This window comes from Marinomonas balearica (genome assembly GCF_004362145.1).
Classification (GTDB): Bacteria; Pseudomonadota; Gammaproteobacteria; order Pseudomonadales; family Marinomonadaceae; genus Marinomonas; species Marinomonas balearica.
The window spans coordinates 84,130-103,082 of the sequence record NZ_SNXC01000016.1; the positions used below are offsets into that span (position 1 = coordinate 84,130).

An 18,953-nucleotide genomic window follows, 5' to 3' on the forward strand; every position below is an offset into this window, starting at 1 on the left:
ATTTAGAGTGAATCTACCGAGTTAAAATATACTCGGCTTGCTCAATCCTATGAGCACTTTCATTCAGTGAATATTTCATAACTGCACCGTATGTCAAAACCATAGACACCAATACGGCACCACCAACAGACAGCATCACCCAATAGGGTTGGCGTGTTCCAATTCTATAAATTAGCTTATTTTCAGGTATTGCAGCTTCCGCTAACGTACGTGGAGCGGCTGAGAACGTATCGTCTAACTGGTTTCTAAACGTAGACAAGTAGGCTTGCAACCGTTCATACCCTCTAATGCGATACATACCTTGGTAACCCAGTTGCAGACAGACGTAATAAAGACTGATGGTGACTTGGTTCTCTAACAGGTTTTCTCGTAAAAGATCGAGCTTATCAAAGAAGGCTTCCCCCGCCTTACTTTCACCAAAATACTCAATACAAAGAGGCCGGCTCATCCACTCTAGTTTGCTCTCTAAATTTGACGACATAACAGCTTCATCAACATATGCAGCAAGCGCGAATTTTACATCCCGCGTCATCGCGGCTGACCACTCCATTTCAAATGCTCGACGTTCTAAATCAGTAAACGCTTGCTCAACTGCTTTTCTAAAATCTATGCTTTCGTTGTTCGAGGCACCTGTTTCATGGCTTTGCGAGGACGCTACCTCCGGCTCTTGCTGAGTTGATTCAGCATTACTCGGCTCATTGCTTGCTATCCTAGCTTCTACTAGGCTAAAAATAGGTGCTGCACCTTCAACCAACGTAGCATCTAAAATATTTAATTGACTGTCCATTTTATTACTCATCAATCGGTATTAACTCAACTTGGGCATCGGCGAACTCACCAAATAGGATTCCAGATATTTTTTGTGATTTTTGAACACCTTCCCAAAGCACGCTGTCTTTACTAAGGAAAAAGTATTCGTAACCAGACTTTATACGAATCTTTGAAGGCACTCGCTGAATATGCTGCAACGTCAGTCCTGACATACCACTAGCAACGAGACCTTGAATATCGGTAGGCGACGCCAATTTCACTAGACTTGGCAATCGGTCTATCCAAGATGATTCTGAGCGTTCTAGATAGACAGCAAGATAAAAATCACACCGTTCCAAACTCGAGGAATTAATCAAAGAGGATTCGTATAATCCAGGCGCCTTCATATCAAACCGAATGGTCGCCTCCATCCTGACATTGCTTAACCCAAAGATTTCACGGATAGCGCCACATAATTCTGAAAACGTCGTCGAAAGGTTATCGTGTAAGTAAGGTTTTGTATAAGGAACTCGATCTGGTTGAGTATGTAACGCCAATTTGTCGTGTGCTCGGCACAAGGTTGAATAGAGCTGAAGTGAAGAAGCGCTTGGATTTTGTTCTATGATGCGAAACTCACTCAGAATTTCGCTGATGTCCGATACAAATAAAAAATCAGCCATCTCAGAAGCGGTATAACTGCCAACATCAGACACGTTGGTACGGCGAGAATTGATCTCCTTAAAACGCACAGACAACAACTCACTCAAGCTATTTAGAGAGCTCATCAATGAATGAGATGCATGTACGCTAACTAGAGGAGGAACGTAGTCAGGGTCCAATTTATAAACACCATCAACCTCCTTCTTTATACGGGCAATATTTAGAGAGATGACCCGATTGGTCTCAGTGCCCTCTGCCATAAGATTTATCTGAGGCTGAGCAACCAATACTTCGCGCTTACGGTTTGCATCAAACCGATCAGCAACATCCACATATTCGGAACTCCAAGCAGCGTTCCCTTGCGTACTATACCCAGTAATATTATCGACTCCATCACTGTCTGCGATGGTAAGTTGAATATTGAGCTCAAGGTTTGACATATTTGCCAGCTCAAGGCGAACGGGTAGATCGCGGCTTCGGTCATAATCTATAACCTGCCCATTGGGAAAGACCGCCAAGCAACGTGCTAAAACAAGGTATCCATTTTCAAGCGCACCAGTATCCCAAGCAATGTCCCTCACTCCCCAAAAGTGAGATTCATATATCTTAGTTTTAAGCGACTGTATTTTTGCTTGATAAGCGTCCCAGACCTGAAAGTGCTGTTGCCCTAAAAAGACACCTTCAGCCCACACGACCTTCCTTAGACCTTGAAAATCCATATCTCTCTTCCCTGATAAATACATTCAAATGAATTAGAACAACGACTAAATCATTTCGCCTTAGAAATACTGGTAAGCAGTATTGGCTAATGTGTTAACGAGGCTCCATCTCAATATCATATCCCTCGATATTGAGCTCAAGTTTTGCAGTTTTGCTTAGCAAACCCGATTGGATTTTATCGTATACCTTCCAAACGCCTTCTCTAGATCGGAAGAACGCCATGACTCCAACATGTTTAGCGGCTTCAATTCGTTCGAAAACCAGCTCACCATGATAATCAGGCGAGATAATAAACTCTTCGACAGACAGAACCGTATCTTGCAGAGCAGACTCTGATGATTTCCAAAGGTCATCATAGCTGGCTTCTTCAAATAGGCGGGCATCATTTAACTGATAAACACGAACGATGACGGAGTAAACATTATCGTAAGCATCAGGGTTTAGGCGGCTAGCAGCATTTACATCTATAGACAAACGGTTTGTAGAACAACCAAATAGAGAGATTGCCAAAAGCAAGGCAACAGTAGATTTGAAAATATGAATGGGTAGCATCCTAGCCTTCCTGAACTAACGTCCTGTTAGTGATTAAGTATCAACGCGGCGATATTTTGCTTATTTTTTCAGCGCGGTCAAGCTTTTTATTTAAAAATATTTTAAAGCCCTAACACTCTTATCGAGCAAAAAGCTTAAACAGCCTTGAGTAATAAACGACTCTAAATGAGCATGAATGTAAGCAATTCTAGGGCAGAAACAGTTTACTCTGTTCCAAATAAAGACTGGATAAAAACAAAAAAAGCCAGCTAAATAGCTGGCTTAAATAATGGTGCCCAGAGGCGGAATCGAACCACCGACACGAGGATTTTCAATCCTCTGCTCTACCGACTGAGCTATCTGGGCAAAAATGCTATGTACTTACTTATTGAAAAAGCACACATAAAAAAACCAGCAAAAGGCTGGATTTTAAAATAATGGTGCCCAGAGGCGGAATCGAACCACCGACACGAGGATTTTCAATCCTCTGCTCTACCGACTGAGCTATCTGGGCAAGTGCGGCGTATTATAAACGACGTTTTAGATGGGTCAACACTTTTTTCAATTTTTTTAACAATCACTTAGAGATTTAACCATACTGAATTCGTTCACTAAACATTCGCTCCTTAGCTATTCGCAGCCTTTACCCCCTCTGGTATGATGCTAGGAATTTATTGGAGAGTTCATCGATGCTTCACATTGTTTTATACCAGCCAGAAATTCCACCCAATACAGGTAACGTCATTCGCCTATGCGCCAACACTGGCTATCAATTGCATTTGATCGAGCCATTTGGATTTGACCTAGACGATAAAAAGCTACGAAGAGCTGGGCTCGATTACCATGAATTTACGCATGTGAAAAAGTATCCCGACTGGGAACACTTTATTAATCAGAACAATGATTTGGGTACTTTGTACGCACTTACAACGAAAGGAAGTCGCACTCACAGCGAAGCCGAGTTTAAAGAAAATGATGTGCTAGTATTTGGCCCCGAGACACGAGGTTTACCCGCTGAGTTTATTGATTCGCTACCAAAATCTCAACGCCTGAGACTTCCTATGCAAGCGGACTCTAGAAGCTTAAATCTATCCAATACGGTTGCAGTCATGGTGTATGAATCTTGGCGTCAACTCGACTATAAAATGCCTTCATCGGACTAGTTTTTTATATGAACTCACTTGGATTATTTTTAAAAAATCGAAGCCAAGGACGCCAACGCTTTAAAAAAGTAGTCCATCAACACGCCGTGAAAGATTTGAATCGGCGATTTGTCATGCTCGCAGGTGTCGTCATATGTCATAGCATTGCTATGGTTTTATTTGAAGATTTAGACTGGTGGCAAGCATTTTGGCTAACGATGACCTCTGCCAGTACAACGGGTTATGGCGACATTTCCGCCGTAACATTTTGGGGACAATTCGCGACCATTGTTCTTATCTATGGTTTAGGTATTACACTACTGGCACAAATCGCCAGTGATTACGTTGAGCTGCGTTTGAGTCAACGCGACATGCGTATTAAAGGAAAAATGGAGTGGAGCACTATGCGCGATCATCTACTTATAATAAATACACCGGCGTTACACACAGAGCGCTATCTCAAATTGCTCATAACACAAATAAGCCACACTCCTGAGCTAGAAGACACGCCTATTCAAATTTTAACGCCCCACTTCCCCGACGGTTTACCAGAGAATATAAGAGAAATGGGGGTTGTTCACCATACTGGCGATGCAACAGAACCGGGCAAGCTTGAAGCATCCGGCGTAGACAAAGCCAAGTACATCATTGTGTTATCACCTGACAGCCAAAATGATCACAGTGATAGCGTAGTATTTGATACTCTCCATAGAATTCACGAAACAGGCTCTGAGGCATTTTTACTCGCGGAAGCCGTGAACGATTTAAACAGAGATCGTTTTAGAAAAGCAGGGGCAGACGCCGTCATACGCCCTATCAGAGCGTACCCAGAAATGTTAGTAAGATCTTTGATTGCGCCAGGTACTGAGCAAGTCTTAGAAAACCTATTTAGGTACCAAGGCGATCATACCGTTCGTATTGACGTTAACCTCACTAATGTCACTTGGGCTGACGTTGTGACGCGTCTCATTCAGGCAAATATCGGTACAGCATTGGGTTATGAAGACGAGTTTGGAAATATCATTACTCATCCGAATACACATTCATCGATTAGCGCAAAATCGCTAATTGTGCTCGTCGGCGATGACTCCAATATACGTTCGGGCGATGAGATTAGAGCTCTTTTCTAAGAGCTCTTTTTAGAGTTCTTTCAGTCTTTCATTGTTTAAAAGGACGAATTAGGCTCATTCAAAAACGCTGTTTCTTCAAGAGAGTTTGTTCGTCCTAAAATTTGATTACGATGCGGATAGCGCCCAAATCGTTCAATGATGACTTTGTGCTTAAGCTCAAATTCGTAATTGTTTTCTAAACCAGGTTGATCAAAAAGCCTAATCGCCTCTTCATGAACGACAAGCGATTCACTGTGCATATAGGGCATATAGAGAAAGCTTCTTTGCAGTATCGGCAGTTCGTTATCCAACCCCTTGGCGACAGCCTCTTGAGCTAACACCAGCGCCATGGGATCTTGTGCAAATGATCGTACGGTGTCACGATAAATGTTTCTAGAAAACTGATCGAGCACTATGATTTCCGCTAAGCGCCCTAGAGCAGAGTTTCGCCAAGTATACAGCTCCCCTTTTGAGGCTTGATCGAGGACATCTCCAAATAATTCGGTAAGCTTACGATCAAATTCGACATCTTTTTTGTACCATTGATCGGGAGTACAAGATTCAAACCAAAACTCGATAACATCATCACTTGCTGACATACTGTCACCTTTTGATAAAAGTGTTTGTGAGCGAATAAACAGATCAAAAGTATAGCGTGAATAAGCTCAATTCGTACGCACAAAAAAGCCAGACATAAGTCTGGCTCGTTCGTAAGAATGCTGGAATTTAGAATTAACCTAAAGCTGCCCCGTTAAGACCAAATATTTTTCCATCAACTCTTCTTCCGTTTCGACATAATTTTTGTCTTTAGGAATGCAATCAACTGGGCAAACTTGTACACACTGCGGTTCATCGTAGTGACCCACACATTCTGTACATTTACCTGGGTCAATTACATAAATTTCTTCACCCTGACTAATCGCTTCATTAGGACATTCAGGCTCACAAACATCACAGTTTATACATTCATCGGTAATGATTAGAGACATGGTATTTCCCTCAAATTTGAACTGGCGCTAGCCTATCATAAACTTGCTGAAAGTCGTTCTTACTTAGCATTTTGATAATGATCTTTAAGTACTTTTTCGACTTCAGGATGAACAAACTGTCCGAAATCGCCACCTAACGATGCAATTTCACGCACAAGCGTAGACGAAATATAAGAATGCTTTTCAGACGGCGTTAAAAACAAGCTTTCTACATCAGGCGCGATTACCCTGTTCATATTCGCCAGCTGAAATTCATACTCAAAATCAGATACAGCACGCAGGCCACGCACAACAACCTGTCCATTGACAGATCGTGTGAACTCGGTCAACAAATTATCAAAGCCTACGACTTCTACATTGTGTAAATGACCTAATACATTTTCCGCCAGCTCAATACGTAGTTCATGGGAGAGCGCTGGGCGCTTCTTGGGACTCGCTGCAACGGCAACAATGACTTTCGAAAACAGCTTCGCAGCGCGTTCTACCAAATCTGCATGCCCATTAGTAATAGGGTCAAATGTGCCAGGATAAACCGCAATCGTACTCATAACTCTCATCCGAATTATTATAAATAAGAAAGTTGAGAACTATCGTAGCTGAACATTCCCAATTTTAGGGGCGCATCATAAAGGATTACGCCCTGCTTCTCAATTCCTAAGCTGGATAGTGAGCATACACCAGCTCTATATACTTAACTTAAAGCAGTTTAGATCACATATGGTCTTAAGAATTGCTGCAATATTGTAATGCTCAGAAAAATAAAGATAGGCGACAAATCTAAACCACCTAGATTAGGCAGAAACTTATGGCACAAACGATAAAGCGGATCACAGACCTGACGGACAACCATTGCTCCTGGATGATCTGCATGTGGAGCGACCCAACTTAAAACGACTGTAATAATGACTGCCCAGAAATACAGCTGCAAAATATTATAAAGCAGACCTGCTACGGTATAGATTACATAATGCGCTGGTGTCGCATTAAAGTTCGCAATCATAAAGATTAGAAAAACCATGATAAATTGCACCAGAAGCGCTAAAACAACGGATGAAGTATCAAGACGTCCAATAGGTGGAATAACCTTGCGCAAAGGCAAAAGTACTGGACTAGTCGCCTTCACAATTGCTTGGCTGATTGGATTATAGAAATCAGCGCGACTTAGTTGTAAAAGCAATCTAAGTACTACTACGAATAGATACAGACTGCCTAATGTTTTTACGATCAAAATAAACGGATCACCGCCCATAAATACCTCTAACTGTTCGCCATTTCACTGGCAAGTTCTTTAGAACGCTTTACGCAAGCGCGCATAGCATCATCCATTACCTTATCTATATTGGCATCATTTAGTGAATTCAAGGCTTGTTCTGTCGTGCCATTGGGTGACGTAATATTAACGCGTAGCTGAGCAATAGAATCATCGATTTCGGTTGCCATTTTAGCAGCACCCAGCATCGTCTGAGCGGCCAATTTACGACTATTTTCTTCTGACATCCCCTGCTCGATACCCGATTTAATCATAGACTCTAGGATTCGGAAAAAATAGGCGGGGGCACTGCCCGACAACGCGGTAACCTGATGCATTTGCGTTTCATTTTCAACCCAAACACAATCACCAAAGCTGTTAAAGACACTCGTGATCCAGTCTTTTTGCTCTTCTGTCGTTGCGTCATTCGCCACCAAACCACTCATACCACTCATGACCAACGCAGGAGTATTCGGCATACTTCTAACAACCGCAGCTGGCGTCGGCAACCAAGATTCTATCGAACTGATTTCTACTCCGGCGGCAACAGACACATACATTTGACTCGAAGAAATAACGTCAGCAGCTTGTTCTAAGACACTTCGAACCTGATTAGGCTTCACACACAAAAAGACGATATCAGCCGATGCGATAGCCTCGTTATTTGATGCCATCATTTTTAAACCAAATTTGGCTTCAAGTTCAGGAAAAGAGTCCGTGTTAAGGGCCGTGCCACAGATTTTGTCTGCGGGGTAGCCACTGGCGACTAAACCACCAATAATGGCTGAAGCCATATTGCCCACACCAATAAACGCTATACGTAAAGACATTAACCATCCTATATTAAAATTGTAAGAATTGAAGCTGGATTATTTATTTAAGTTTGAATAATCACGAGCCCCAAAAATCGCGGTTCCAACACGAACCAAAGAACTGTTAGACGCAATGGCAGCGGGAAGATCATTTGACATGCCTATTGAGAGCGTATCCACCTGCGAGTTTTCTTTAGCAAGTCTCTCATAGGCTGCCGCTAAAGGACGATACACGTCAATCTGAGCTTCTTCACTTTCTTGTGGAGCGGGAATTGCCATTAATCCACGAAGGATTATATTAGGTAAAGAATTGACTAAATCAACCATCTCACCCAACTCAGCTAAGGTGATTCCAGCTTTAGTCGACTCTTGGCTGATATTAACTTGAATTAAGACATTTAACGGAGGCATATTCTCTGGCCTCTGCTCACTCAAGCGTCGCGCTATTTTTTCTCTGTCGACGGTGTGCACCCAATCCATCGTCTCTGCTATTTGTCGAGATTTATTGGATTGAATAGGGCCTATAAAATGCCAAACGATTCCCTTATAAGCGGATAAGGCTTCGTGCTTTGCAACAGCCTCTTGGACGTAATTTTCGCCAAAAAGACGTTGCCCAGCATTATACGCAACAATTATGTCTTCGGTCGGCTTTGTTTTACTGACTGCAAGCAAGCTAATGCTGTTTTGAGGTCGGTGGAAGCGAGTTTCAAGCTCATTGATGTCTTGCTTAACCCGCAAAAGGTTATCTGAGATGTGAGTCATCACTCATGCCTTATGAACAAACTCTAGCAAAAAAAAACATTATAGATCATAAGCATCGTCCATTGTTTTTAGAAAACGCCCATGATACTCAATGCGATACCCTACTGGCTGATCAACCTTATCGGCAGCGGCGTTTGCAGCAATATACAGCGCCTCAAGGTTAGATTGTTCAGGATAAAATGCAACCCCAATACCAACATTGCCACGCAATGAATTGTCTCTTCGAAAGGCCTCGTTTGAGAGTGCTCGGTATATTTTTTTAGCTATGATCTCAGCGTCGTCTAAGTGTCCGATTCGGACTCCCATCAAAAACACATTCTCGCTGTATCGAGAGATCAAATCATTGTCTCGCAACGTTTCCTGTAGAGCTGACGATAGACTTCTTAAGCATTCAGTAAATACAGGGCCATGAAGTTTCACACAGATCACAGCGAGGCGTTGAAAGTTCCTACGGGCATCTTTCAGGATCAGCTCTAGGCTAGTATCAAACATGGCATCGCGTAACAACCCTGTTTGCTCATCATAATGCTCAGAAATAAGCAGTTTGCGGTCTGCGTTTTTCCTTTCAAAGCCCGCTTTGATCCATTTCCCCATCCCTTTTAAGCTCTGCTCAACCATAAACTCTGTGATATTTTCAGACAATGTTTCATGGTCAAAGAACAAGGCAACGGTCAGCCAGTTTCCATCATGGTCTTGAACACTGTGCATCCAGCATCCCGCAATGCCTTCTTCGGTAAGAAATTTATGCCAATCAAACCAGTCAGATTGACTACTGATGTTATCAACACGGACAAACGGACGCGAAGGGCTGGCAGCAAAAGTCAGCAAGGCTTGCGGAATATTATCGACTTCACCGATGGTGTTGCAGACGATGTTAGACCACTCTTTATGATTCTCAACTCGCCAGTGAGCTAAGTCTTTATCGCACCATAATAAGCACGGCCTCACACGGGGGAAAAAACGCTTAAAATTATCCACCAACGCAGATAACAAAGAATCTTGACGTGCTCCTCGTGCAACCATGTAAAGCAGTTCTTCTTCCTGCTTTCTCACATTACTGATGAAATCAAGCTCTAGCTTTAAGCGATCAATATCCTCGGCTTCAGACCTACTCGAAGAGGATTGCAATAGCTCTGACGAATTGTCTACCATGTACGTTTAACAGCCTTATTAGTTCATATTACTCATAGGTTAATATGCTCAAATTAAAAGTAAAGAAGTGAAGCAGATCAAGAACACCTCAAGACTAAAATGCATTAACATTAAACATATTGACTATTTAGACAAGAAACCTATAAGTAACATTTTGTATACAAATAAGCCACTTTGTTACACTAAATCTTGGTAAGTTTTAATTTTTTTGCACACTCAGTAAATTTATTATCGACGACAAAAGTGCAAACTTAACCACTAAAGCTATAAATACACTGCCCTGATACATAAGTTTGCGTTACACGTCCGGTCAATTCAATTCCATCAAAAGCAGAATTGTGCCCCTTTGAACGTCGAACATCGTCACTCCATGTCCAGCTCTGAGTGCTGTCAAATAGGATGAAATCTGCAAAACTACCCGGTTTTAACGACCCTGCCTCTAATCCAAAACACGATGCGGGGCCAGACGTTAAGGTTTTCAAAACATCCGTTAAGCTCAAATCGCCCTCATCCATCAATTGCAAAGCGAGTGGCAATAGAATTTCAACATTCGCCATGCCCGGCTCAGTCGCCGCAAATGGCGCGATTTTTGCCATTTTTTCATGTGGCTGATGATCGGAACAAATAGCACTAATAGCGCCTTGCTTGATGCCTTCAATTAACGTTAGGCGATCATTTTCTCCGCGAAGAGGAGGGATCACATGAAATTGACCATCGAATTCATTTAACACTTCATCCGTCAATAACAGGTTATGAAGTGCAACATCCGCAGTGACCGGTAAACCCGATGCCTGAGCATCAGCAATCATTTCAACAGACTTAGCACAGGACAGTCGAGCGAAGTGCGCACGCACACCCGTCTTCTCAATTAAAAGAAGATCACGCATTAGTGCGATGGTTTCCGCAGTTTCTGGAATGCCGGCTAAACCGTGTATTGTAGACATCATGCCTTCGTGCGCACATCCACCTTCAGACAAGCTTGACTCATCAGGGTGAAACACCACCAATAAATCGTGCGTTGCAGCGTATTCTAACGCGCGAGAAAGTACCAAAGTATTGCGCATGGGGCGTCTGTGATTTGAAAGCGCTACACAGCCCGCATCCGTCAACGCAACCATATTGCTAAGATGTCCGCCCTCTAAACCTTGAGTTAACGCACCAATAGGAAATACATTAACCATTCCAGCTTGATCCGCTTTGTCTTGAATCAATGCTGCAACGGCCGGTGTATCTACAATAGGGTTCGTATCAGGAGGGCAAACAAGTGTCGTAACACCACCCGAAATTGCGGCACGACCTTCGGTAGCAATATTACCTTTTTGTGTATATCCAGGCTCACGCAAAGCGACTGCAACGTCTACCAACCCCGGCAGCACCCATTGCCCACCAGCATCAATAACCTCAGCCTCTTCAAAGCCATCCGGAACCTCACCTAGACCGACCACTTTGTGATCATCAATAAATAGGTCTATGGTTGCATCAAGGTCTTGGCTTGGGTCGATTACACGACCATTAATAATGCGAAGTTTCATCTTATGCTTCTACTCCCAGTCCACCTTGTTGTTCTTGCACTTGACCACTCATTGACATCGACAACACCGCCATACGTACCGCGATCCCATTCGTAACCTGATCAAGAATCACAGATCGATCGCTGTCCGCCACTTCTGACGAAATCTCAACACCACGGTTGATTGGTCCTGGGTGCATTACAATGGCATCCGGTTTTGCCCAAGACAAAGCCTCTTCTGTCAAACCATACAGTCTGTAAAATTCACTTTCACTGGGCAGCAGTGCGCCAGACATTCGCTCTTTTTGAAGACGCAACATCACCACGACATCGACATCATCGAGTCCAGCAGACATATCATGACAAATCGTGGCACCTAAATCGGCAAAATAAGAAGGCACCAAGGTCTTAGGCCCAACTAAACGTACATCCTCTACGCCTAACGTAGTCAGAGCATGTATTTGAGATCGCGCCACACGCGAATGAAGAATGTCGCCCACAATGGCCACTTTCAATCCTTCAAACTGCCCTTTATTACGACGTATCGTGAGCATATCTAACATGGCTTGCGTTGGATGTGCATGGCGACCATCTCCAGCATTGATGATCGCAACGTTTGGCGTGCAATGTTCCGCAATAAAGTGTGCTGCACCACTGTCTGAGTGACGAACAACAAACATATCACTTTGCATCGCTTCAAGGTTTTGCAAGGTGTCCAACAAGGATTCACCTTTTGATGTCGCTGACGTTTCTATATTCAAGTTAATGACATCGGCAGACAGACGCTTAGCAGCTAATTCAAAGGTCGTTCGAGTTCGAGTGGAATTTTCAAAGAATAGGTTTACAACCGTCTTCCCTCGAAGAAGAGGGACTTTCTTAACCGATTGTTCCCCCATTGATAGGAATGAATCAGCTCGATCAAGAATCTCAGTAAGAATGGTTTTATTAAGTCCATCTAACGTTAAAAAGTGCTTTAGCTGACCATGTTCGTTCAATTGTAACGCCCTAGGGTCGGATCGCATCATAATTTGCTTTCCTCAAACTGCAATACAGTATTCATTACTGTGTAGATAGGAAAATGCCCAGCGTTGCTTGGTCTCATTTGACAGGGCAAATTGCCACTGACACGTTAACCACTACTGGGCATTAGTGGCGTTTCTATTCACCACATGTTTATACCTATATTGTCGTACGTGACGTACAAAAAATAAAGCTAGATTAATCGCTTTAAGGCGTTTCAGTTACTTTGTTTCAATTATTGACACTGTAAGGGGGTTAGGCCCATTCAACTTGACTCTTTGGTCAGGAGATAGTGTCAGTTTTTCCCCTACGATGTCCGCTTGAATAGGCAACTCCCGGCTGTTTAAATCATAAAGAATCGCCAATGAAATACTCGCAGGTCTGCCAAAATCAAATATTTCATTCATGGCTGCTCGGACCGTTCGCCCCGACATCAAAACATCATCCACTAGAATCACATGACGATTTTCTAATGCAGGTAATTGGGTATGACCGACTTTTGGATTCAACCCTGCTTTTGTGAAATCGTCTCGATAAAACGTAATGTCCAGAGTTGCTAAAGGCTCTGGTGTTTTTACACTATCGATCAACTCGTTCGCCACCCAGACACCACCAGAATGTATACCAACTAGTACAGGGTTTTCGATTTCCTTATCCTGACAATACTTGGCAATCTGGCTTTTCATTGATGTAAGTGCTTTGTCTAAATCCAAGTTCATTAATGCTGTCACCTTGTTTCATTCACTGTGTAAACTGCTCAGAAAACCACGTTTCTAGAATCAACTGAGCGGCTAACCCATCAACTGAGTTTTCTTTAAAGTTCCGATTCCCACCTTGGGAAATGACCTGACCTTTGGCATCGTACGACGACAATCTCTCATCCATCATATGGTAAGGTTGGTTGTAGCGTCCATGTAATCTTTTAGCAAATTTACGCGCTCTTTGACACATCTCATTTTCAGTACCATCCATATTCAGTGGGAGCCCTACAACAAAACAATCTGGCTCCCATTCCTTGACTAACTTCTCTATAACATCCCAGTTAGGAATGCCTTCATTGGCTTTTAATGGCGACAACGGGCGTGCAGACATTGTGAAGCTTTGCCCGATAGCAACACCAATTCGAGAGGTGCCAAAATCAAACCCCAATACAGTTTGAGCTGTATTGGGGTTTGAAGTATTCGTTTGCTCATCTTGTGATGAAGATGATTTTTCTATCATTTAACTGTGTCCCATATCCGGAGATAACCAAGTCATGTCGACCCCAAGCACTTTAGTCGCAGCGCTAAACTGCATGTCACTCGGAGTATTAAATAATACGTCTAAGTCGGCCTCACATACCAGCCAATCATTATTCGCAATTTCATTTTCTAACTGCCCTTCATCCCAACCGGCACAGCCCAGTGCAATTCGGTAAGACGAAGGACCATTTCCAACGGCGATGTTTTCAAGTGTTTCCAGAGCCGCTGACAAATTAATTTCTTCCGTAACACACAGTGAATTGCCCCAGCTTTTATCTGACGTATGCAATATAAAGCCACGCTCAGATTCCACCGGGCCGCCTACATAAATGGGTTCTGAAGCTAATCTAGGGGCTTCTACTTTCATTCCCAGATGGTCTGCTAACTCAGTAAAATCGATACTGGAGGGGCGGTTAATAATAATACCCATCGCACCTTCTTCTGTATGTTCACAAAGGTACACCACGGTATGTTCGAAGTTAGGGTCATTCAAATGTGGCATTGAGATCAAAAAATAGTTCTTTAAAGACTGGAATGTATTATTCATAAACTACCCTCTATATTGTTAGACGAAAAAACATATCGTCAGGGTCAATTTTTTTAACTACCTCTATAAAAACAATCTTATAAATTTCAATAAGCACTTCCAAGTGCGCGATCATTGAGACGCCGTCCATAAATCGCAGTATAGGCTAAGCTTGAGATAACCCCATAAGAAATAGTGTATTTTTTCTTAAACCGGGCTTAGCACTTCAAATCGAGGCTAAATCGCTATAACATGACCATTCGGACAAATTTGTTTTAAACCAAACGAGTAAGCCCTCAATGTTTTCAGTAACCATCAAACATCATTTACAGAATGAGAAAACCAACTCACTTGGTTTCACATTCTGCGGAAAAAGTATGGTTATGTCATTTTGGTCTCATCACTATCAGGCCGAAACGGTAGATCTACGTTACTTTTTCCATAATGGCTGGTCATCCTAGCGTTTCTGTTTTTTCCCTAACAACTAAACAATAACGACCATTCTGAGGATTGACTCAGAGCCTGTATTTAGGATTAAAACCATGAAATTAGAAGCAGTAGACTACCAAAGCCCTAACGCCGCAGAAGAATTTGTAACCTCCCTTCGTGAAACTGGGTTTGGTGTACTTAAAAATCACCCTATTCGCCAAGAGCTCGTCTCATCTATCTATGCGAATTGGCAGACTTTTTTCGACAGCAACGAAAAGGAAAACTATCGCTATAATGTCGGAACGCAAGACGGGTACTTCCCGCCAGATGTGTCCGAAACAGCCAAAGGCCACACGAAAAAAGACATTAAAGAATATTTCCACTACTACCCATGGGGGCAATGCCCAGAAACGCATAAAACTCAGCTGGCTCAGTATTACAGCGAAGCTAACTCTCTTGCGGAAGAGCTATTAAAATGGGTTGAAGAATATACGCCCGCAGATATCGCTCAGAATTACTCACAGCCGCTTTCCAGTATGATTGAGAGCAGTGATCAAACGCTATTGCGCGTTCTCCATTACCCGCCATTAAAGGGAGATGAAGAGCTAGGAGCTATTCGAGCAGGAGCTCATGAAGATATAAACTTGCTCACCGTTCTACCATCGGCAAACGAGCCCGGTCTTCAAGTCAAAACAAAAGAAGGCGGTTGGATGGACGTTCCATGTGACTTCGGCACGCTTATCGTTAACATCGGAGACATGCTCCAAGAAGCATCAGCAGGTTATTTCCCTTCAACGTCACACCGAGTTATTAACCCTGACGGCTCAGATAAGACGAAATCCCGTATTTCATTGCCGTTATTTTTGCACCCAAAACCCGAAGTCGTTCTATCCGAGCGTCATACAGCAGGCAGCTACTTACACGAACGATTAGTAGAGCTCGGCGTTATTTAACATCACTGTAGACAGTAGCGCGGTTTATTAAACCCACTTCGCGCTACTGTCCAGACGATGCAGTAAAGGTATTAATTACCGGCTTTTGCAATATCTTGCTGAATACCACGAACACTGCGTGCCCAAGGGTTCAGGCTGCGTAAATCATTAGGCAAACCTTCAACAGCCGCTATCGCCTCACTGCGATTTCGGTAGCTGCCATACAAAACGACAAACCACTCTTTTCCTTTGTGAATCGCTTTAAAATAGCTGAATTCGTCAATGCTACCTTGATCACGAATAAAGTCTTGTACCGTACTTAAGTTATGCGTTCCTAAAAGTTGCAAGGTATAACGTGTTGGAGTCTGAGTTTTCCAAAACTGCGTTTTATCAAACGGATTCTTTTTCACGGCAACAACTTTAGGTTCCACTTTTTTATCAACAGCTTGCGTCGAAACTGTCTGCGCTAGAGGACGGTTATTTTGCGTTACGGGTGTGGTTTGTCGAACGGGTGCGACAGCGACACTCGCAGATTCAAATGACGGAGTGTCTTCGCCAACAGTTGGTTGCAGCACGTCCGCTGGAATCGGCGGTAATTCAACAGGTGCATCCGCCTTTAGCTTGCGCTGCATATCTTCGATTCGACGTATCGTTTCACTGTTGCTCTGACGAACGCCCCCCGATGATGCTGCAATAGGCGGAATCGATTCAGAAACGCTGGACGACGGTCCCTCACTGTCGTCGCTAAACAACACCATGATTAAAATGCCCAGCATTACAACCGACAACAAAGCCATATGAACTAAGGGAAACCCTAAACTTAGGCTGAATTTACGTTTGCTTTTTACCTTACCCGTGGGGCCCATCCCCATCAATGTTAGAGCAATTTCATTAATTCGCCCGGGCTGACCACCAGATTCCTGATAAATGGATTTTATCTGCTTATCGCTAAAAGGAAGATTTATTCCACCGCCTACCGCTCTCACACGGTGTAAGAGGTACGCCTTTGTTTGTTCAAACGAAAAAGGTTCCAACGTCAGGACATGACTAAGCTGCTCATAACGGCTGGTTTGGTATTGGTCCAGGTTTCTGGCTATTGAAGAATCGCTAAACAGAGCCACATGGGGCACTTCTTGTGCTTCCGTTGCGAGAGACATCATGTCCATCAACATGATAATGGCGTCTGTATTCAGCTCTTCTGCATTATCAATCATGATAATAGCTTTACTACCAGAGCCTTCCAACTCATGAGCAAACTTTAGAAGAGGACCGAACGACGTTCTCGATTCCACATTGGGTAAGACATCAGCAAACCCAGTATATATGGCTTCAAGCAGCTGACCCGCGGTCATCAACATGGTCGCTTTCACACGGCTGATTGCAGCGATGTCTTCTTGTGTGCGAATAAACTCGTCCAGAAAACGCGTTTTACCGCTGCCTTTTCCACCCTCAATAATAGAAAGTAGATTGCTGTAACGACTCAAATGTTCGAGTAGAGCCAGTTGTTGATTACGTTCTTCTGAGGCAAAGAAAGCCCCCCCTTCTTGACTGAAAGGGTTTCTCAGCATGACTTTTGGCTGCTGGTCAAGAGCATCCTCTAGATCAAACTGAAAGCTGGTCTCTGCCATAGACTTCTCTACTCCTTCGAAGGCTGCTTATTAGCGGCGCAAATGCACCGCATACAGTGGCTGTTTTTAATGCGCACAACTCGCTTCTAACGCATCTTCGATACATGCGTTAAAGTACTCGTGAGAAAACTCAGATGTTGTAATAGCGTCTCCCATTGATTCAAGCAATACGAGTCTTAAATTACCATCAAGCACTTTTTTATCCAAAATCATGCGCGACAAGAAAGCGTCTTTCGTCATAGTTTTTGGCGGCAATACAGGTAAATTTGCTGCTTTTAATAGATTGACCGTTCTCATCAGATCATCTGATGAGATATTACCCATTCTACATGAAAGGTCTGCGGCTAAAACCGTTCCTACTGCCACAGCTTCACCGTGAAGCCACTCTCCATAGCCCATTTCGGTTTCGATCGCATGTCCGAACGTATGACCTAAATTCAATATAGCTCGAATACCGCCTTCTCTCTCATCAAGTGCCACAACTTTCGCCTTGGCTTCACATGATTTGTAAATAGCTTCTGTAATAAGCTCAGCGTTCAAAGACATGAGCGCCTCTACGTTAAGCTCTAGCCACTCAAAAAACGGCTTATCACAAATGAGACCATATTTGATCACTTCCGCCATGCCAGCAGACAATTCCGCTGCTGGTAAGGATTTAAGTGAATCAGTATCAATAATCACCGCTTGAGGCTGATAAAACGCGCCAATCATGTTCTTGCCTAGAGGATGGTTAACACCTGTTTTCCCTCCTACAGACGAATCAACCTGAGATAATAAGGTCGTTGGCACCTGAATAAAGTCGACGCCACGCTGATAGGTTGCCGCAGCGAAACCGGCCATATCACCGATCACACCGCCTCCCAGCGCAATGATGGTCGTCGTGCGATTATGCTTCGCTTCCAGCAAGGAAGTCATAATCTGCTCATAAGTATCAAGTGTCTTATACTTTTCGCCATCAGCAAGGATACACGTATCAACCTGATAATCAGAAGAAAGCAAATCAACTAAGCTGTCAAGATACAAAGGTGCAACGGTTTCATTCGTCACTATCATGACTTGCTTGCCTTTTATCGCATCAGCAAAAAGTGATTTTTGCTTACGAATACCCGCACCTATGTATATTGGGTAGCTTCGATCTCCTAAATCAACCGTTAAGGTTCTCATAGTTATACCGGACTCTCTGAGTTTTCTATTTGTATTTTTATTGCATCAAGTACCTTGTTCGCAACCGCTCTAGGATGACGAGCATCTGTTTCCACAATTAGGGAGGCCACCTCTCTATATAATGGATCGCGTATTTTGAACAAATTGGTTAATATTTCTTTCGGATTGCCTTTTTTTAGCAATGGCCGATGGTTACTTTTAGACGTACGGTGAAGCTGCTGTTCAACTGAGGCGTATAGATACACCACCATTAATTCACTTTTTAGTAAGTCACGGTTTTCTTCTCTCATGACGATGCCACCACCGGTTGCTAACACGACTAACTGCTCTTTGTCGTCTAACATGGTCTGTAACACCTGAGTCTCCCTGCGACGAAAGCCGTCTTCACCTTCTTTATCAAAGATCCAGGGAATGTCTGCGCCCGCTTTTTCCTCGATCACTCGATCCGAGTCAAAAAACTCTCTTTCCAAAGTCTGGGATAGTAAACGGCCAATGGTCGTTTTTCCTGCTCCCATCGGGCCAACTAATATAATGTTGGGGGCATTTTTCATTGTATTTTTTACGTCAAAATGTCTAATGTCTCTGATCAAGAGATAGTCGAAAAGAGATAAAATTCGCAATGAATTA

The 18,953-nt window shown here is 43.2% G+C and carries 22 protein-coding genes and 2 tRNA genes; 4 read left to right on the forward strand and 20 right to left on the reverse strand.

All coding sequences use genetic code 11. The features are described 5' to 3' along the window. Positions 1-13 precede the first annotated feature (13 nt). From DFP79_RS17070 to DFP79_RS17090, 5 genes are all read right to left on the reverse strand, one after another. On the reverse strand, positions 14-787 hold the full coding sequence (locus DFP79_RS17070) for a DotU family type IV/VI secretion system protein (protein ID WP_166637731.1): 774 nt from the start codon (positions 785-787) through the stop codon (positions 14-16). 4 nt (positions 788-791) lie between these two features. Continuing rightward, entirely contained in the window at positions 792-2,129 is a 1,338-nt protein-coding gene (tssK, locus tag DFP79_RS17075) for a type VI secretion system baseplate subunit TssK (protein WP_166637732.1), read from the reverse strand. Positions 2,130-2,223: 94 nt separating this feature from the next. Next, a complete protein-coding gene (gene tssJ / locus DFP79_RS17080; protein WP_133505158.1) occupies positions 2,224-2,682 on the reverse strand; it encodes a type VI secretion system lipoprotein TssJ in 459 nt (152 codons plus the stop codon). Positions 2,683-2,951: 269 nt separating this feature from the next. Further along, positions 2,952-3,027 (reverse strand) — tRNA-Phe (locus DFP79_RS17085). A 72-nt stretch (positions 3,028-3,099) separates the two neighbouring features. Further along, positions 3,100-3,175 (reverse strand) — tRNA-Phe (locus tag DFP79_RS17090). Between the two features lie 175 nt (positions 3,176-3,350). Between DFP79_RS17090 and trmL the strand changes: the two genes are divergently transcribed. After that, entirely contained in the window at positions 3,351-3,824 is a 474-nt protein-coding gene (gene trmL, locus DFP79_RS17095; RefSeq protein WP_133505159.1) for a tRNA (uridine(34)/cytosine(34)/5-carboxymethylaminomethyluridine(34)-2'-O)-methyltransferase TrmL, read from the forward strand. A gap of 8 nt (positions 3,825-3,832) precedes the next feature. Next, positions 3,833-4,933 carry a potassium channel protein gene (locus DFP79_RS17100; protein ID WP_133505160.1) on the forward strand — a complete coding sequence of 367 codons (1,101 nt, stop codon included), beginning with the start codon at positions 3,833-3,835 and terminating at the stop codon, positions 4,931-4,933. A gap of 35 nt (positions 4,934-4,968) precedes the next feature. Here DFP79_RS17100 and DFP79_RS17105 read toward each other — a convergent pair whose 3' ends face one another. The 12 genes from DFP79_RS17105 to DFP79_RS17160 all read right to left on the reverse strand — a co-directional run bounded on the left by DFP79_RS17105 (position 4,969) and on the right by DFP79_RS17160 (position 14,194). Beyond that, positions 4,969-5,511 carry a DUF924 family protein gene (locus DFP79_RS17105; protein ID WP_133505161.1) on the reverse strand — a complete coding sequence of 181 codons (543 nt, stop codon included), beginning with the start codon at positions 5,509-5,511 and terminating at the stop codon, positions 4,969-4,971. A 138-nt stretch (positions 5,512-5,649) separates the two neighbouring features. Next, entirely contained in the window at positions 5,650-5,901 is a 252-nt protein-coding gene (locus tag DFP79_RS17110; RefSeq protein ID WP_133505162.1) for a YfhL family 4Fe-4S dicluster ferredoxin, read from the reverse strand. A 59-nt stretch (positions 5,902-5,960) separates the two neighbouring features. After that, positions 5,961-6,449, reverse strand: a complete 489-nt coding sequence (coaD, locus tag DFP79_RS17115) for a pantetheine-phosphate adenylyltransferase (protein ID WP_133505163.1) — start codon at positions 6,447-6,449, stop codon at positions 5,961-5,963. A gap of 158 nt (positions 6,450-6,607) precedes the next feature. Further along, positions 6,608-7,150, reverse strand: coding sequence for a YggT family protein (locus tag DFP79_RS17120; protein ID WP_133505164.1), 543 nt, complete (start codon positions 7,148-7,150; stop codon positions 6,608-6,610). 8 nt (positions 7,151-7,158) lie between these two features. Next, the gene (proC, locus tag DFP79_RS17125; protein WP_133505165.1) at positions 7,159-7,980 is read right to left on the reverse strand and encodes a pyrroline-5-carboxylate reductase; all 822 of its coding nucleotides are present in this window, start codon (positions 7,978-7,980) and stop codon (positions 7,159-7,161) included. A gap of 39 nt (positions 7,981-8,019) precedes the next feature. Then, positions 8,020-8,724 carry a YggS family pyridoxal phosphate-dependent enzyme gene (locus tag DFP79_RS17130; RefSeq protein ID WP_133505166.1) on the reverse strand — a complete coding sequence of 235 codons (705 nt, stop codon included), beginning with the start codon at positions 8,722-8,724 and terminating at the stop codon, positions 8,020-8,022. A gap of 39 nt (positions 8,725-8,763) precedes the next feature. Further along, positions 8,764-9,876 carry a GGDEF domain-containing protein gene (locus tag DFP79_RS17135; protein WP_133505167.1) on the reverse strand — a complete coding sequence of 371 codons (1,113 nt, stop codon included), beginning with the start codon at positions 9,874-9,876 and terminating at the stop codon, positions 8,764-8,766. 251 nt (positions 9,877-10,127) lie between these two features. Further along, positions 10,128-11,408 carry a dihydroorotase gene (locus tag DFP79_RS17140; protein WP_133505168.1) on the reverse strand — a complete coding sequence of 427 codons (1,281 nt, stop codon included), beginning with the start codon at positions 11,406-11,408 and terminating at the stop codon, positions 10,128-10,130. Between the two features lies 1 nt (position 11,409). After that, entirely contained in the window at positions 11,410-12,411 is a 1,002-nt protein-coding gene (locus tag DFP79_RS17145; protein WP_133505169.1) for an aspartate carbamoyltransferase catalytic subunit, read from the reverse strand. A gap of 216 nt (positions 12,412-12,627) precedes the next feature. Continuing rightward, positions 12,628-13,125: a bifunctional pyr operon transcriptional regulator/uracil phosphoribosyltransferase PyrR gene (pyrR, locus tag DFP79_RS17150; protein WP_133505170.1), complete on the reverse strand. Its 498-nt coding sequence runs from the start codon at positions 13,123-13,125 to the stop codon at positions 12,628-12,630. Between the two features lie 22 nt (positions 13,126-13,147). Continuing rightward, a complete protein-coding gene (ruvX, locus tag DFP79_RS17155) occupies positions 13,148-13,627 on the reverse strand; it encodes a Holliday junction resolvase RuvX (protein ID WP_133505171.1) in 480 nt (159 codons plus the stop codon). Further along, the gene (locus tag DFP79_RS17160; RefSeq protein ID WP_133505172.1) at positions 13,628-14,194 is read right to left on the reverse strand and encodes a YqgE/AlgH family protein; all 567 of its coding nucleotides are present in this window, start codon (positions 14,192-14,194) and stop codon (positions 13,628-13,630) included. It abuts the gene before it with no gap. A 278-nt stretch (positions 14,195-14,472) separates the two neighbouring features. On the opposite strand from DFP79_RS17160, the gene DFP79_RS17920 reads away from it, so the two are divergent. Further along, complete coding sequence (locus tag DFP79_RS17920) at positions 14,473-14,634, forward strand: hypothetical protein (RefSeq protein ID WP_166637733.1); 162 nt, start codon at positions 14,473-14,475, stop codon at positions 14,632-14,634. 81 nt (positions 14,635-14,715) lie between these two features. Further along, positions 14,716-15,555, forward strand: a complete 840-nt coding sequence (locus DFP79_RS17165) for a 2OG-Fe(II) oxygenase family protein (RefSeq protein ID WP_133505173.1) — start codon at positions 14,716-14,718, stop codon at positions 15,553-15,555. A 71-nt stretch (positions 15,556-15,626) separates the two neighbouring features. Here the strand turns inward: DFP79_RS17165 and DFP79_RS17170 are convergent, their stop codons facing one another. From DFP79_RS17170 to aroK, 3 genes are all read right to left on the reverse strand, one after another. Beyond that, positions 15,627-17,162, reverse strand: a complete 1,536-nt coding sequence (locus DFP79_RS17170; protein ID WP_133505174.1) for an SPOR domain-containing protein — start codon at positions 17,160-17,162, stop codon at positions 15,627-15,629. Between the two features lie 66 nt (positions 17,163-17,228). Beyond that, on the reverse strand, positions 17,229-18,326 hold the full coding sequence (gene aroB, locus DFP79_RS17175; protein ID WP_133505175.1) for a 3-dehydroquinate synthase: 1,098 nt from the start codon (positions 18,324-18,326) through the stop codon (positions 17,229-17,231). 2 nt (positions 18,327-18,328) lie between these two features. After that, positions 18,329-18,877, reverse strand: a complete 549-nt coding sequence (gene aroK, locus DFP79_RS17180; protein WP_133505176.1) for a shikimate kinase AroK — start codon at positions 18,875-18,877, stop codon at positions 18,329-18,331. Positions 18,878-18,953 lie beyond the last annotated feature (76 nt).

Bases quoted from the DNA above. Each gene is read 5' to 3' on its own strand.
- DFP79_RS17070 (WP_166637731.1), bottom strand. From the start codon at position 787: ATGGACAGTCAATTAAATATTTTAGATGCTACGTTGGTTGAAGGTGCA.
- tssK (WP_166637732.1), bottom strand. From the start codon at position 2,129: ATGGATTTTCAAGGTCTAAGGAAGGTCGTGTGGGCTGAAGGTGTCTTT.
- tssJ (WP_133505158.1), bottom strand. From the start codon at position 2,682: ATGCTACCCATTCATATTTTCAAATCTACTGTTGCCTTGCTTTTGGCA.
- trmL (WP_133505159.1), top strand. From the start codon at position 3,351: ATGCTTCACATTGTTTTATACCAGCCAGAAATTCCACCCAATACAGGT.
- DFP79_RS17100 (WP_133505160.1), top strand. From the start codon at position 3,833: ATGAACTCACTTGGATTATTTTTAAAAAATCGAAGCCAAGGACGCCAA.
- DFP79_RS17105 (WP_133505161.1), bottom strand. From the start codon at position 5,511: ATGTCAGCAAGTGATGATGTTATCGAGTTTTGGTTTGAATCTTGTACT.
- DFP79_RS17110 (WP_133505162.1), bottom strand. From the start codon at position 5,901: ATGTCTCTAATCATTACCGATGAATGTATAAACTGTGATGTTTGTGAG.
- coaD (WP_133505163.1), bottom strand. From the start codon at position 6,449: ATGAGTACGATTGCGGTTTATCCTGGCACATTTGACCCTATTACTAAT.
- DFP79_RS17120 (WP_133505164.1), bottom strand. From the start codon at position 7,150: ATGGGCGGTGATCCGTTTATTTTGATCGTAAAAACATTAGGCAGTCTG.
- proC (WP_133505165.1), bottom strand. From the start codon at position 7,980: ATGTCTTTACGTATAGCGTTTATTGGTGTGGGCAATATGGCTTCAGCC.
- DFP79_RS17130 (WP_133505166.1), bottom strand. From the start codon at position 8,724: ATGACTCACATCTCAGATAACCTTTTGCGGGTTAAGCAAGACATCAAT.
- DFP79_RS17135 (WP_133505167.1), bottom strand. From the start codon at position 9,876: ATGGTAGACAATTCGTCAGAGCTATTGCAATCCTCTTCGAGTAGGTCT.
- DFP79_RS17140 (WP_133505168.1), bottom strand. From the start codon at position 11,408: ATGAAACTTCGCATTATTAATGGTCGTGTAATCGACCCAAGCCAAGAC.
- DFP79_RS17145 (WP_133505169.1), bottom strand. From the start codon at position 12,411: ATGATGCGATCCGACCCTAGGGCGTTACAATTGAACGAACATGGTCAG.
- pyrR (WP_133505170.1), bottom strand. From the start codon at position 13,125: ATGAACTTGGATTTAGACAAAGCACTTACATCAATGAAAAGCCAGATT.
- ruvX (WP_133505171.1), bottom strand. From the start codon at position 13,627: ATGATAGAAAAATCATCTTCATCACAAGATGAGCAAACGAATACTTCA.
- DFP79_RS17160 (WP_133505172.1), bottom strand. From the start codon at position 14,194: ATGAATAATACATTCCAGTCTTTAAAGAACTATTTTTTGATCTCAATG.
- DFP79_RS17920 (WP_166637733.1), top strand. From the start codon at position 14,473: ATGTTTTCAGTAACCATCAAACATCATTTACAGAATGAGAAAACCAAC.
- DFP79_RS17165 (WP_133505173.1), top strand. From the start codon at position 14,716: ATGAAATTAGAAGCAGTAGACTACCAAAGCCCTAACGCCGCAGAAGAA.
- DFP79_RS17170 (WP_133505174.1), bottom strand. From the start codon at position 17,162: ATGGCAGAGACCAGCTTTCAGTTTGATCTAGAGGATGCTCTTGACCAG.
- aroB (WP_133505175.1), bottom strand. From the start codon at position 18,326: ATGAGAACCTTAACGGTTGATTTAGGAGATCGAAGCTACCCAATATAC.
- aroK (WP_133505176.1), bottom strand. From the start codon at position 18,877: ATGAAAAATGCCCCCAACATTATATTAGTTGGCCCGATGGGAGCAGGA.